The 12778-nt window shown below is 72.5% G+C and carries 14 protein-coding genes; 10 read left to right on the forward strand and 4 right to left on the reverse strand.

Annotated elements, in window-relative coordinates:
* Positions 1-2: 2 nt before the first annotated feature.
* A complete protein-coding gene (gene aroA, locus ACFVDM_RS08460) occupies positions 3-1331 on the reverse strand; it encodes a 3-phosphoshikimate 1-carboxyvinyltransferase (RefSeq protein ID WP_383634799.1) in 1329 nt (442 codons plus the stop codon).
* A gap of 110 nt (positions 1332-1441) precedes the next feature.
* A complete protein-coding gene (locus tag ACFVDM_RS08465; protein WP_383634801.1) occupies positions 1442-2155 on the reverse strand; it encodes a M50 family metallopeptidase in 714 nt (237 codons plus the stop codon).
* Between the two features lie 65 nt (positions 2156-2220).
* Here ACFVDM_RS08465 and ACFVDM_RS08470 point away from each other — a divergent pair, with 65 nt between their 5' ends.
* The 9 genes from ACFVDM_RS08470 to ACFVDM_RS08510 all read left to right on the forward strand — a co-directional run bounded on the left by ACFVDM_RS08470 (position 2221) and on the right by ACFVDM_RS08510 (position 10449).
* Positions 2221-3036, forward strand: coding sequence for an SOS response-associated peptidase (locus tag ACFVDM_RS08470; protein ID WP_383634803.1), 816 nt, complete (start codon positions 2221-2223; stop codon positions 3034-3036).
* A gap of 50 nt (positions 3037-3086) precedes the next feature.
* A complete protein-coding gene (locus tag ACFVDM_RS08475) occupies positions 3087-3737 on the forward strand; it encodes an alpha/beta family hydrolase (RefSeq protein ID WP_383634805.1) in 651 nt (216 codons plus the stop codon).
* Between the two features lie 272 nt (positions 3738-4009).
* Positions 4010-4666, forward strand: a complete 657-nt coding sequence (locus ACFVDM_RS08480) for a sigma-70 family RNA polymerase sigma factor (protein WP_383635423.1) — start codon at positions 4010-4012, stop codon at positions 4664-4666.
* Entirely contained in the window at positions 4663-4983 is a 321-nt protein-coding gene (gene rsrA / locus ACFVDM_RS08485; protein ID WP_383634807.1) for a mycothiol system anti-sigma-R factor, read from the forward strand. The genes ACFVDM_RS08480 and rsrA overlap by 4 nt, the downstream gene beginning before the upstream one ends.
* 102 nt (positions 4984-5085) lie before the next feature.
* Positions 5086-6450, forward strand: coding sequence for an HD-GYP domain-containing protein (locus ACFVDM_RS08490; RefSeq protein WP_383634809.1), 1365 nt, complete (start codon positions 5086-5088; stop codon positions 6448-6450).
* The gene (locus ACFVDM_RS08495) at positions 6447-7715 is read left to right on the forward strand and encodes an HD-GYP domain-containing protein (RefSeq protein ID WP_383634811.1); all 1269 of its coding nucleotides are present in this window, start codon (positions 6447-6449) and stop codon (positions 7713-7715) included. The genes ACFVDM_RS08490 and ACFVDM_RS08495 overlap by 4 nt, the downstream gene beginning before the upstream one ends.
* Before the next feature lie 90 nt (positions 7716-7805).
* Positions 7806-8798 carry a tetratricopeptide repeat protein gene (locus ACFVDM_RS08500; protein ID WP_383634813.1) on the forward strand — a complete coding sequence of 331 codons (993 nt, stop codon included), beginning with the start codon at positions 7806-7808 and terminating at the stop codon, positions 8796-8798.
* A gap of 70 nt (positions 8799-8868) precedes the next feature.
* Positions 8869-9510: a peptide deformylase gene (gene def, locus ACFVDM_RS08505; protein ID WP_383635426.1), complete on the forward strand. Its 642-nt coding sequence runs from the start codon at positions 8869-8871 to the stop codon at positions 9508-9510.
* Positions 9511-9717: 207 nt separating this feature from the next.
* Positions 9718-10449, forward strand: a complete 732-nt coding sequence (locus ACFVDM_RS08510) for a D-Ala-D-Ala carboxypeptidase family metallohydrolase (protein WP_383634815.1) — start codon at positions 9718-9720, stop codon at positions 10447-10449.
* Between the two features lie 53 nt (positions 10450-10502).
* On the opposite strand, the gene ACFVDM_RS08515 is transcribed toward ACFVDM_RS08510, so the two are convergent.
* Positions 10503-11477 carry a helix-turn-helix domain-containing protein gene (locus ACFVDM_RS08515; protein WP_383634817.1) on the reverse strand — a complete coding sequence of 325 codons (975 nt, stop codon included), beginning with the start codon at positions 11475-11477 and terminating at the stop codon, positions 10503-10505.
* A gap of 81 nt (positions 11478-11558) precedes the next feature.
* On the opposite strand from ACFVDM_RS08515, the gene ACFVDM_RS08520 reads away from it, so the two are divergent.
* Positions 11559-11771, forward strand: coding sequence for a hypothetical protein (locus ACFVDM_RS08520; RefSeq protein ID WP_383634819.1), 213 nt, complete (start codon positions 11559-11561; stop codon positions 11769-11771).
* Between the two features lie 5 nt (positions 11772-11776).
* On the opposite strand, the gene ACFVDM_RS08525 is transcribed toward ACFVDM_RS08520, so the two are convergent.
* Positions 11777-12733 (reverse strand): ribonucleotide-diphosphate reductase subunit beta, encoded by a 957-nt coding sequence (locus ACFVDM_RS08525; RefSeq protein WP_383635428.1) that lies wholly within the window; start codon positions 12731-12733, stop codon positions 11777-11779.
* Positions 12734-12778 lie beyond the last annotated feature (45 nt).

Here is a 12778-nt window from a genome sequence, read left to right on the forward strand (position 1 = left end):
TCTCAGGCCCCGAGCATTCCGGTCCACATCCGCGGGAAGTCGGGCAGGGTCTTCGCGGTCGTCGCCACGTTCTCGATCTCCACTCCGGGGACGGCAAGGCCGATGACCGACCCCGCGGTGGCCATCCGGTGGTCGTCGTACGTATGGAAGGTACCGCCGTGCAGCGGTCGCGGCCGGATACGGAGGCCGTCCGCGGTCTCGGTGACGTCACCGCCCAGCTCGTTGATCTCCTTGGTGAGGGCGGCCAGCCGGTCCGTCTCGTGCAGCCGCAGATGGGCCACGCCGCTCAGGGTGGAGGGGGAGTCGGCCAGGGCGGCGACGGCGGCGATGCCCGGGGTCAGCTCGCCGACCTCGCCGAGGTCGACGTCGATGCCGTGGATCCGGCCCGATCCGGTGAAGGTCAGTCCGTGCTCGGTCAGCTCGCAGGAGCCGCCCATCGCGGTGAAGATCTCGCGCAGCGCGTCACCGGGCTGCGTGGTGCGCAGCGGCCAGTCGGGAACGGTGACCCGGCCGCCGGTGACCAGCGCCGCGGCCAGGAACGGCTGGGCGTTGGACAGGTCCGGCTCGATGGTCAGATCGCGGCCCAGCAGCGCCGAGGGGGAGACCCGCCAGACGTTCGGCTCGCCGCCCGTCTCCGGCTCGTCGACCTGGGCGCCGACGGCCCGCAGCATGTCGACGGTCATCCGGATGTGCGGCATCGAGGGCAGCCGCTCGCCGGTGTGGCGGACCTCCACGCCCTGGTTGAAGCGCGGCGCCGACAGCAGCAGGGCCGAGACGAACTGGGAGGACGAGGAGGCGTCGATCGCCACCGGCCCGCCGTCCAGTGCCCCGCCGCCGTGCACCGTCATCGGCAGCCGGCCGCGGCCGTCGTCGTCGATCCGGGCGCCGAGCACCCGCAGGGCGTCGATGACCCCGGTCAGCGGGCGCTCGTGGGAGCGCGGGTCGCCGTCGAAGCGGACGGGGCCGTTCGCCAGCGTCGCCACCGGCGGCAGGAAGCGCATCACCGTGCCGGCGTTGCCGACGTCGACGGTGACCGCGCCGCGCAGCCCGGCCGGGATGACCCGCCAGGCCTCGCCGGAACCGCCTCCGGAGGAGCTGGAGGACACCGTCTCCTCGATGCCGACGCCCATCGCGCGCAGCGCGTCGGCCATCAGCAGGGTGTCGCGCGAGCGCAGCGGGCGGCGCAGCCAGCCCGGCTCGGCGGCGAGCGCGGCCAGGAGCAGCGCGCGGTTGGTGACCGACTTCGATCCGGGCACGGTGACGGTGGCGTCGACGGGGCCGCTCGCGTGAGGGGCGGGCCACAGGGCAGGGTGCACGGAACTTTCGGTCATGGCCTCACTTTAGTGGTTCCCAACGAACCCCGATTTCGATCAAATGCGATGAAATCCGGGCGTAACCCTGACGTGGTAGAGGGTGCCCGCAGTGTGCGGACCGGCTCCGGTCACAGTCCCAGCAGCCAGCGCCCGCCACCGATCAGCGAGCAGAGCGACACCGCGTGGAACAGGAAGAGCCACAGCGCCGCCGGGACGTCCGTCAGCCGGGAGAGCTGGTCCGCGTCCGAGTCCGGGGCCCCGCCGCGCCGCCGCTTGGACTGGAGCTCGAAGGGCGGCCGCACCCCGCCCATCAGCAGGAACCACACCACGCTGTACGCGAACAGCGACTGCCAGGCCGCCGAGGCCAGCCACGACATCAGCAGGAACAGCGAACCGGTGAGGATCACCGTCAGCGCCCCGTACACATTGCGGATCATGACCAGCATCACCGCCAGCAGCGCCGTGGCCAGCCAGAGCAGCAGCGTGATCCGCCCGTTCACCAGCAGCCAGGCCCCGCCCAGCCCGAGGAGCGAGGGCGCGGTGTAGCCGGCCGCGGCCGTCAGCACCATCCCGATGCCGGTGGCCTTCCCCCGGCTCACCGTCAGTCCGCTGGTGTCCGAGTGCAGCCGGATGCCCGACAGCTGCCGCCCGGTGAGCAGGGCGACCAGCCCGTGGCCGCCCTCGTGGGCGATGGTGATCGCGTTGCGCGTGAGCCGCCATATGAGGTTCGGCACGACGGCGATCATCGCCGCCGTGGCCGTGACCACCACCAGCCACTGCTCCGGGGCGGGCTGGGTGCCGAAGACGCGGTCCCACAGGTGACCGAGGTCGGTGCTGTCCATGGTGCGGGCGGCTCCTTGCGCTGTTGGCGTCCGGGCGGTGCGGCGGTCGTGGCAGTCTGGCACTTATGTGCGGACGGTATGCAGCGAGTCGGCGGCCCGAGGACCTGACCGGACTCTTCCAGGTGGAGAAGTGGGAACCGGCCGAGGAGCTGGAACCCGATTACAACGTGGCGCCGACCAAGGAGGTCTACGCCGTACTGGAGCGTCCTCTGAAAGACGCCGAGGACCGCCGTCCGGTTCGCCAGCTGCGCGCCCTGAAGTGGGGACTCGTCCCCTCCTGGGCCAAGAACCCGGACGGTGCCGCCCGGATGATCAACGCGCGCTCCGAGACGCTCCACGAGAAGCCGTCCTTCCGCCGCCCCTTCTCCGCCCGGCGCTGCATCCTGCCCGCCGACGGCTATTACGAGTGGGTGACCGGCGCCGAGGAGCGGCAGCTGGAGGAGACCGGCCGCCGCAAGCGCCCCCGCAAGCAGCCCTACTTCGTGACCCCCGCCGACGGTTCGGTCTTCGCCATGGCCGGAATCTACGAGTTCTGGCGCGACCGGACCCTGCCCGACGACCACCCCCGGGCCTGGTGGGTCACCTGCTCCGTCATCACCACCGAGGCCGAGACCACCCCGCTCGCCGTCGCCCCCGCCGACGGCCCGTCCGCCCTCGCCGACATCCACCCCCGGATGCCGCTGATGCTCACCCCCGACCGCTGGGACGCCTGGCTGGACCCCGCCCGCACCGACGTGGACGAACTGCGCGGACTGCTCACGCCCCCGCCCGGCGGCCTGATGCGCGCCTATCCGGTGGCCACCGCCGTCAGCAACGTCCGCAACAACGGCCCCGAACTCCTGGAGGAGCTGGCCGCCCCGGAGGTGGGCACCCTCTTCTGAACGACGCGCCGGACCCCGGCCCGCCCGCTCCGGCTTGGTTGGATGGGCGCGTGACAGCCCCCGAGACACAGCCCCGCACCGAGACGGTCGACACCGGGGCGGGCACCGCCCGGATCACCTGGGTGCCCGCCGAACGCCCCCGCCTCCTGCTCGCGCTCGGCCACGGCGCCGGCGGCGGCATCGAGGCCCGCGATCTTCAGGCCCTGGCCGCCGCCCTCCCCGCGCACGGGGTGGGCGTCGCCCTGGTGGAGCAGCCCTGGCGGGTCGCCGGGAAGAAGCTCGCGCCCGCCCCGAAGACCCTGGACACCGCCTGGCGCGGGCTCTGGCCGGCACTGAGCGCCCCCGGGCTCCCCGTCGTCGCGGGCGGCCGCAGCGCCGGCGCCCGGGTGGCCTGCCGCACCGCGGCCTCCCTCGGCGCCCGCGCGGTCCTCGCCCTGAGCTTTCCGCTGCACCCGCCGGGCCGCCCCGAGAGGAGCCGCGCCGACGAACTCCTCGGCACCGGTCTGCCGACGCTCGTCGTCCAGGGCGGCAACGACCCGTTCGGCCGCCCCGCCGAGTTCCCTCCGGGCGACTACCGGACGGCCGAGGTCCCGCACGGCGACCACGGCTTCGCCGTACCGAGGAAGTCCGGTCTGACCGAGGCTCAGGCCATGGAGGTGCTCACCACCGCGGTGACGGACTGGCTGGCCGGAATCGAGTGATCCACGCCCGGGAATGCCGGGTGGACGACCGCTGTTGTTCCGGACGTCGGTACACCAACGTCGTATGTGGAGAGGGAGTCCGTCGCATGGGTTCGACCATCTGCCCGCGCCGCTCGAACGCCGCTGACCTGGAGTGGACGGTGCTGCATGCGGCCAAGACCACGTCCGAGCGGGCCCGGGGCGGATCGAATCGACCCGCCGCCGCGGACCAAGGTCGACTATTCTCCGATGCGAGCGGCCCCGGTCTCGCGGCCGCCACAGCGTTGGAGGAGGTGGGTCCGGTCACAGGGACCGACACAGGGACCGACGACGGCCGCCCGCAGGAGACGACCGCCGAGCGAAACGCGCGCTTCGAGCGCGACGCGCTGGGCTTCCTCGACCAGATGTACTCGGCCGCGCTGCGCATGACGCGCAACCCCGCGGACGCCGAGGACCTGGTCCAGGAGACGTACGCGAAGGCCTACGGTTCCTTCCACCAGTTCCGTGAGGGCACCAACCTCAAGGCGTGGATGTACCGCATCCTCACCAACACCTTCATCAACTCGTACCGCAAGAAGCAGCGCGAACCCCAGCGCAGCGCCGCCGAGGAGATCGAGGACTGGCAGCTGGCGCGCGCCGAGTCGCACATGTCGACCGGTCTGCGCTCCGCCGAGTCCCAGGCGCTCGACCACCTTCCCGACTCCGACGTGAAGGCCGCACTGCAGGCGATCCCCGAGGAGTTCCGCATCGCGGTCTATCTCGCCGATGTCGAGGGCTTTGCCTACAAGGAGATCGCGGACATCATGGGAACCCCCATCGGTACGGTGATGTCCCGACTGCACCGGGGCCGCCGTCAACTGCGCGGCATGCTGGAGGACTACGCCCGTGACCGCGGGCTCGTCCCCGCCGGTGCCGGTGAGTCGGACGATCGGAAAGGCTCGGGCTCATGAGCTGCGGAGAGCCGCACGAGACGGAGTGCGCAGAGGTCCTCGACCACCTCTACGAGTTCCTGGACCGGGAGATGCCGGACAGTGACTGCACCAAGTTCGAGGTGCACTTCGGCGAGTGCTCGCCCTGCCTGGAGAAGTACGGCCTGGAGCAGGCCGTGAAGAAGCTCGTCAAGCGCTGCTGCGGCCAGGACGACGTCCCGGCCGATCTGCGCTCGAAGGTGATGGGCCGGATCGAGCTGATCCGGTCCGGGCAGGCGGTACCCGACCAGGACGTCGCGGTGGCCGACACCGAACTGCCGACCGCCACCAAGGACTGAGCATCACCCGAACGTGCTAATCGCCGACGACTCCGCTCGGCCGCGGAGCCCCGCTCGTTAGCCTGGCGCCTCCAATGGCGACCTGGGGGGCGGGCGGATCGGGTGAGAGCCACACGGCGCGCGGTGTGGGCGCACGTCCTGACCGTCGCGCTCCTCGCCACCGGGTGTGTCCTGCCCGCGCTGCTTCCCGGCGCGGGCACCGCCTGGACCACCGTCGGACTGCTCGCCGGGCTCTGTCTCCTGTGCGAGCTGCCCGGCCGCCGCCCCCTCCCCGGGGGCTCCGCGCCGATCACCGCCGGATCGTTCTTCCCGCTGCTGCTCGTCGCCGCCTTCCTCCTGCCGCCGGCCGCCGCCGCGCTCGTCGCGGTGCCCGGTTCCCTGGCCGGACGGGTCGAGAAGCCGCCGGCCGCCGCCCGCCGCGTCTGGCGGGCGGCGCGGCTCGCCGTCTCCGTCTGGGCGGCCTCCGCCGTCCACGCCCTGCTCGGCGGGGAGCAGGGCACCCTGCCCGGTGCCCTGCTCCCCGCCTGCGCCGCGGCGGCCGTCTTCAGCCTCGTCCTGACCGCCCTGGACGGCTCGATCCTCGTCGTCGCCGAACATCTGCCGCCGGCCCGCGCCTGGAGCGGGCTGCTGCCGCGCGCGCTGGGCCCGCACCTGGTCCACGGACTGGCCGGGCTGATGATGGCGATCCTCTGGAACAGCTCGTACGGGCCGCTGGCCGCGCTCTTCGTCCTGCTCCCCATGTACCTCTCCTGCTGGGTCTTCGCCCAGTACCACCGGGAGGAGGCCGCGCACCGGGCCACGATCCGCGCCCTGGCGCAGGCCGTCGACATCAAGGACGCCTACACCCGGGGCCACGGCGAACGCGTCGGCCGCGCCTCCGTCCTGATCGCCCGGGAGCTGGGCATGGCCCGCGAACGCGTCGAGATGCTGCGCTTCGCCGGGATCCTGCACGACATCGGCAAGCTCGGTGTGCCCACCCGGGTCCTGCGCAAGGACGGCCCGCTCACCCCCCAGGAGCGCCGGGTGATCGAACTGCACCCGGAGTACGGCCACGAGATCGTCCGGGGCATCGGCTTCCTCGGCGAGGCGCGGGCCGCGATCCTCCACCACCACGAACGGCTCGACGGCAGCGGCTACCCCTACGGACTGTCCGGCCGCCGGATCCCCGAGTTCGCCCGCGTCGTCGCCGTCGCCGACGCCTTCGACGCCATGACCTCGACCCGGTCCTACCGGCCGGGCCGCCCGGTCCCGGCCGCCCTCGACGAACTCAAACGGTGCGCCGGCACCCAGTTCGACCCGCGCATGGTCCGGGCGCTCGCGCGCGGCCTGGAACGGCACGGCTGGGCCCCGGACGCGGTCACCGGGGACGAACTCCCCGGCCCCCGGCACGCCGCCCGCCCGGACCTCCCGGCGGACCGGCCCCCGCGGCACGGCCGACCCGCCCCGTCCCGGCGGGCCGAGCGGTGAACGCCGCCCTGGGGGTCCGGGGCGCGGCCCTGGCGCTCTGCGTCACCGCGCTCGCGCACACCCTCTGGCACGGTGTCCACCAGCCCGGCCACGCCCTCGCCTTCGGACTGCTCATCACGGTCGGCGAGCTGGCCCGCCGGGGCGCCCTGCCGGGGGAGCGGGAGCCCGCGCCGCTGGGGGCCGCCGGGGCCCTCGCGTACGCGCTGCTCGGCCGCAGCGGCGGGGAGCCCACCGGCCACGGCGTGCTCCAGGTGGTCGCCGTGCTCGTCGCCGCCCAGCTCGTCGCCTCGGTCCCGCACATCGCGCGCGGCAGCGGGCCGGGCTCCGACCGGCCGGCCCGCCGGGTCCTCACCGTCGCCTTCGCCGCCGTCTGCTTCCAGCCGCTGTACAACTCCGGCCGCTCCGCGTCCTGGTTCGGCGACGGGCCGTACTACGCGGCGTTCCTGCTCGTGCTGCTCGGGCTCACCGCCCTGTGCGACGCGGTGCTCGGCGCCCTGCTGGCGCGCTCCCGCTCGGTGCCGCGCGGGCTGCGTGCCGCGGGCGCCACCCCCGCACCGTACGGCCCGCTGCTCCGCGAGGAGCTGCGCGGGCTGCTCGGCATCGGCTCGGCGGTCTGCGCCACGGGCGCGGTGATGGCGCTCGGGGTGGCCGCGGCCGGACTGTGGGCACTGCCCGTACTGTGCGTCCCCCTGCTGCTCACCCAGGTGTCGTTCCGGCGCTTCACGGCGGTGCGCACCACCTACCGGCAGACGATCGCCTCGCTGGCCCGCGCCACCGAGATCGCCGGATACACCCCGCACGGCCACGCCCGCCGGGTGGCCCGGCTCTGCACGGCCGTGGGGCGTGAGATGGGTCTCTCCGGCAGCGAGCTGACCGTCCTGGAGTACGCGGCCCTGATGCACGACATCGGGCAGCTCTCGCTCGTCGACCCGGTGCCGTACGGGGCGACCGCGCCGCTGCCCGCCGCCGAGCAGCGGCGGATCGCCCTGCTCGGCGGGGCGGTGGTGCGCCAGACCGGGGTGGATCCGCGGGTGGCCGTCGTCGTGGAGTCGCAGGCCGACCCCTACCGCGAGCAGCCGCTGTCCGCCAGGATCGTCCGGGCGGTGAACGCATACGACGACCTGTGCGGGGAAGGTCCCAGCGGGCCGCTCGGAGCGCTGGAGCAGCTCAGGCTCGGGACGGGCCGGGACTACCAGCCGCAGGTCGTGGAATCGCTCGCCCGGGTTCTCGCCAGGGGCGGTCTGACCCCTGTCCCACCTGGGTAACCCATGGGTAATGAGCGGGTGCCCTGCCGGGCATGGTTGGATGCGAAGAGAGCGGAAAACGAGGGTGTCCAGTCGGGACAGGCGGGAATCGTGAGGATCTTCGGGAAGGTACGGCATCGGCCCTCCGCCTCTTGGCGGCAGGCCACGGACCGCGCGTTCACGCTGATCGGCGACGGCCGGTACGAGGACGCGGGCGCGCTGCTGACACGCGCGGCGGACCTGGAGCCCTGGCTCTCCGAGTCGTGGTTCAACCTGGCGCTGCTGCACAAGTTCCGGCACGACTGGGAGCAGGCCCGTGCCGCGGGCCTGCGGGCCGTCGCGCTGCTCGACAAGGAGTCCGGGGCGCCGGACTGGTGGAACGTGGGCATCGCCGCCACCGCCCTCCAGGACTGGCCGCTGGCCCGTCGCGCCTGGCAGGCGTACGGGCTGCGGGTGCCCGGCGGCGGGCAGCAGTCGCCCGCCGCGGCGAACGAGCCGGTCGGGATGGAGCTGGGCAGCGCCGCCGTGCGGCTGTCGCCGGAGGGCGAGGCCGAGGTGGTCTGGGGCCGCCGGCTGGACCCGGCGCGGATCGAGGTGCTGTCGATCCCGCTGCCGTCCTCCGGGCGCCGCTGGGGCGAGGTCGTCCTGCACGACGGGGTGCCGCACGGCGAGCGGATCACCGCGGCCGGGCCCTCGTACCCGGTCTTCGACGAGATCGAGCTGTGGGCCCCCTCGCCCGTGCCGACCTGGGTGGTGCTGCTGGAGGCGGCGACCGAGGCGGACCGGGACGCGCTGGAGCAGCTGGCGTCCGACGCCGGATTCGCCGCCGAGGACTGGTCCTCCTCCGTCCGGCTGCTCTGCCGGGCCTGCTCGGAGAGCCGGATGGAGAGCGACGAGGGCGACGGCGAGCACCTGGACCCGCACGACCACAGCGAACCGGGCCATCCCGGCCCGCTCGGCCACCGCACCTCCGGCGAGCTGTGGGTGCCGGAGCGCGAATGCGGTCTGGCCGCCCCGGCCGGGCTGGTGCGCGGGCTGCTGGACGGCTGGGTGGCCGACAGCCCGGACAGCCGTGAGTGGCGGGATCTCGAAGAAGTCTGCTGACGGGTGCCCGTAGGCTGTACCGGCACCGGGTTCCGGTGCCGGTGCCGGGTGAGAAAGGCGTATGGCGGAGATGGCGCAGCAGGAGACGGACGAGCGGACCACCGGTGTCGACGAGGAGGGCTTCCTCATCGACACCGAGGACTGCGAGGCGCGGGAGACGGCCCACCGCGAGCGCGGTACCTCCCGCCCGATCACGGTGGTGGGCAACCCGGTCCTGCACAAGGAGTGCAAGGACGTGACCGTGTTCGACGAGGAGCTGGCCCGGCTCATCGACGACATGTTCGCGAGCCAGCGGACGGCGGAGGGCGTGGGCCTGGCCGCCAACCAGATCGGCGTCGACCTGAAGGTCTTCGTCTACGACTGCCCCGACGACGACGGTGTGCGGCACACGGGGGCCATCTGCAATCCGGTGCTGGAGGAGCTGGCGCCCGAGCAGCGCGTGCTGGACGACTCCAACGAGGGCTGCCTCTCGGTCCCGACCGCGTACGCCTCGCTGGCGCGCCCGGACTACGCCGTGGTGCGCGGGCAGGACGCCGAGGGCAGGCCGGTGCGGGTGCGGGGCAACGGCTACTTCGCCCGCTGCCTCCAGCACGAGACGGACCACCTGTACGGGTACCTGTACATCGACCGGCTCTCCAAGCGCGACCGCAAGGACGCGCTGCGGCAGATGGCGGAGAACACGCCGCGCTACGAGACCGTCCCGAACGACTGAGACCGTGTGAACGGCTGGGACCGTGGTGAACGTCCGTGACCACGGTGAACGGCCGATCGTGTCCGCAGGCCCCGTCCCGGAATCCCGGGACGGGGCCTGCGGCCTCTCACTCGACGGTCAACTTCCGTTCCTACGCGCGTAGTTGACGCGCGTTGACTCCTCCGACAGGCTTTCCCCCCACAGAGTCTCCGTCAGAGGGAGCCCCCCATGCTCAGACGTTCCGCACGCCTCCTGCTCGGCCTTGTCATGATCATGGCATCAGCCTTGGGCGGGGTGGTGCTCACCGCCTCCTCGGCCCAGGCCGACGGCTGCTACACCTGGACCCGGACCCTGCGGCCGGGCGCCACGGGCAACGACGTCGTCCAGCTCCAGATCCGGGTGGCCGGATACCCCGGCTACAACTCCGTGCTCGCCATCGACGGCTCCTACGGGCCCGCCACCACGGCCGCCGTCAAGCGCTTCCAGGCCGCCTACGGACTGGCCGCCGACGGCATCGCCGGCCCCGCCACGCAGTCCAAGATCTACGCCCTCCAGGACAACGACTGCACCCCGGCCCACTTCACGTACGCCGAGCTCAACCGGTGCAACAGCACCTGGTCGGGAGGGGCCGTCGCGGCCGGGACGGCCAAGGCCAACGCGCTCAGCACCATGTGGAAGCTGGAGGCGCTGCGCCACGCCCTCGGTGACCGCCCCATCAACATCAACAGCGGATTCCGCTCCACCTCGTGCAACAGCGCGGTGGGCGGTGCCTCCAACAGCCGCCATCTGTACGGTGACGCGGCCGACCTCGGCGGGATCGCGTTCTGCACCCTCGCCAAGCAGGCCCGCTACCACGGCTTCCGGGGCATCCTCGGCCCCGGCTACCCCGACCACAACGACCACGTCCACGTGAACCAGGGCCCGACGCACCACTGGTCGGCGCCCAACTGCGGCATCTGACGCAACGGAGGGGCCCGCCGGACATCCGGCGGGCCCCTCCCGTGCGGCCGGCCTCAGGCCGCCTCGGTGAGCCCGTCCGGCCCGCGGAAGGTCCTGCGGTACGCCTGCGGGGTCGTCCCGAGCGCGCGGACGAACTGGTGGCGCAGGGCCGCCGCGTTCCCGAAGCCCGTCCGCCCGGCGATCGTGTCCATCGTCTCGTCGGAGGTCTCCAGCAGATGCTGGGCCAGCAGGACCCGCTGGCGCAGCAGCCAGCGGTAGGGCGTGGTGCCGGTCTCCTGCTGGAAGCGCCGGGCGAAGGTGCGCGGCGACATATGGGTCTGGGCGGCCAACTGCTCCACGGTCATCTCCTGTTCGAGATGGCGCTCCATCCACGCCAGCGTCTCGCCGACCGTGTCGCAGCGGTCGCGGGGCAGCGGGCGCTGGATGTACTGCGCCTGGCCGCCGTCCCGGTGCGGCGGCACCACCATGCGGCGCGCGATCGTGTTGGCCGCGGCCGGGCCGTACGCCTGCCGGACCAGATGCAGACAGGCGTCGATGCCGGCGGCCGTGCCGGCCGACGTGATGACCGGCCCGTCGTCCACGTACAGCACGTCCGGCTCCACCCGGGCGCGCGGGAAGCGCTGGGCCAGGACGTCCGCGTGCTTCCAGTGCGTGGTGCAGCGCCGGTCGTCGAGCAGCCCGGCGGCGCCCAGCAGGAACGCCCCCGAGCAGACGCTCAGCACCCGCGCGCCCCGGTCCACGGCCCGCCGCAGCGCGTCCAGGACCTCCTCGGGGAAGTCCCGGTCGCCGAAGCGGCTGCCGGCCGGGACCGCGATCAGATCGGCCTCCTCCAGCCGGTCGAGGCCGTACGGGGTGTGGATGGTGAACCCCGCGTGGGTGCGCAGTTCGGGGCCCTCGGCGGAGACCACCGCGAAATCGTGCACCGGCAGTCCGTCGTCGCTGCGGTCGAGTCCGAAGATCTCGCACAGCACGCCGAGTTCGAAGGGGTGGACGTCGTCGAGCATCAGGGCGGCGACATTGTTCAGCATGACCCCAGTGTGGCAGTAATTCGATGCTCCATGACAGTCCTGCCACTGACGCTCCGGCGCGCGAGCGACGACAGTAGAGACATGAACGCAATCACGAACATCCTGGGCATATCCGCCGTTATCGTCCTCGTTCTGGCCCCCGCCCTCCTCGGCATCGCCCGCGAGCGGCGCATCGACCACGCCCTGCGCGAGGCGGAACGAAGCCGCGCCACCGAACCCCCCGGAACGGCGGACGCCGCACGGCCGGTGGCGGCCGCACGGCGTCCGTACGTCAGAAGCTGGGCGCGCGTCTGAAGGCCCTAGAAGTCGTCGTCGAACCCGACCGTGCCCTCCACCGCCACCTGGTACGCCGAGGGGCGGCGCTCGAAGAAGTTGGTCAGCTCCTGGACGCCCTGGAGCTCCATGAAGGAGAACGGGTTCTCCGAGCCGTACACCGCCGGGAAGCCCAGCCTGGTCAGCCGCTGGTCGGCGACGCACTCCAGGTACTGGCGCATCGAATCGGTGTTCATCCCCGGCAGCCCGTCCCCGCACAGATCACGGCCGAACTGCAGCTCCGCCTCGACGGCCTCCCGCAGCATGGCGGTGACCTGCCGCTCCAGCTCCTCGTCGAAGAGCTCGGGCTCCTCCTTGCGGACCGTGTCCACCACCTCGAACGCGAAGTTCATGTGCATGGTCTCGTCGCGGAACACCCAGTTGGTGCCCGTGGCGAGACCGTGCAGCAGCCCGCGCGAACGGAACCAGTACACGTAGGCGAACGCACCGTAGAAGAACAGCCCCTCGATGCACGCCGCGAAGCAGATCAGGTTCAGCAGGAAGCGGCGGCGGTCGGCCCGCGTCTCCAGCCGGTCGATCTTCTCGACCGAATCCATCCACCGGAAGCAGAACTGCGCCTTCTCCCGGATCGACGGAATGTTCTCCACCGCCGCGAACGCCGCCGCCCGGTCGTCCGGATCGGGCAGATAGGTGTCGAGCAGCGTCAGATAGAACTGGACGTGCACGGCCTCCTCGAAGAGCTGCCGCGACAGATACAGCCGCGCCTCGGGGGAGTTGATGTGCTTGTACAGCGTCAGCACCAGATTGTTGGAGACGATCGAGTCCCCCGTCGCGAAGAACGCGACCAGCCGGCCGATCATGTGCTGCTCACCCGGTGAGAGCCGGGCCAGATCGGCCACGTCCGAGTGGAGGTCGACCTCCTCGACCGTCCAGGTGTTCTTGATCGCGTCCCGGTAGCGCTCGTAGAAGTCCGGGTAGCGCATCGGCCGCAGGGTCAGCTCGAAGCCCGGGTCCAGCAGGTTCTTGTG

It is taken from the genome of Streptomyces sp. NPDC057682, from assembly GCF_042799575.1.
Lineage (GTDB): Bacteria > Actinomycetota > Actinomycetes > Streptomycetales > Streptomycetaceae > Streptomyces.

Excerpts from the sequence above, each read along its gene's own strand:
- aroA (WP_383634799.1), bottom strand. The coding sequence starts at position 1,331 with ATGACCGAAAGTTCCGTGCACCCTGCCCTGTGGCCCGCCCCTCACGCG.
- ACFVDM_RS08465 (WP_383634801.1), bottom strand. The coding sequence starts at position 2,155 with ATGGACAGCACCGACCTCGGTCACCTGTGGGACCGCGTCTTCGGCACC.
- ACFVDM_RS08470 (WP_383634803.1), top strand. The coding sequence starts at position 2,221 with ATGTGCGGACGGTATGCAGCGAGTCGGCGGCCCGAGGACCTGACCGGA.
- rsrA (WP_383634807.1), top strand. The coding sequence starts at position 4,663 with ATGAGCTGCGGAGAGCCGCACGAGACGGAGTGCGCAGAGGTCCTCGAC.
- def (WP_383635426.1), top strand. The coding sequence starts at position 8,869 with ATGGCGCAGCAGGAGACGGACGAGCGGACCACCGGTGTCGACGAGGAG.
- ACFVDM_RS08510 (WP_383634815.1), top strand. The coding sequence starts at position 9,718 with ATGCTCAGACGTTCCGCACGCCTCCTGCTCGGCCTTGTCATGATCATG.
- ACFVDM_RS08515 (WP_383634817.1), bottom strand. The coding sequence starts at position 11,477 with ATGCTGAACAATGTCGCCGCCCTGATGCTCGACGACGTCCACCCCTTC.
- ACFVDM_RS08520 (WP_383634819.1), top strand. The coding sequence starts at position 11,559 with ATGAACGCAATCACGAACATCCTGGGCATATCCGCCGTTATCGTCCTC.
- ACFVDM_RS08525 (WP_383635428.1), bottom strand. The coding sequence starts at position 12,733 with ATGCGCTACCCGGACTTCTACGAGCGCTACCGGGACGCGATCAAGAAC.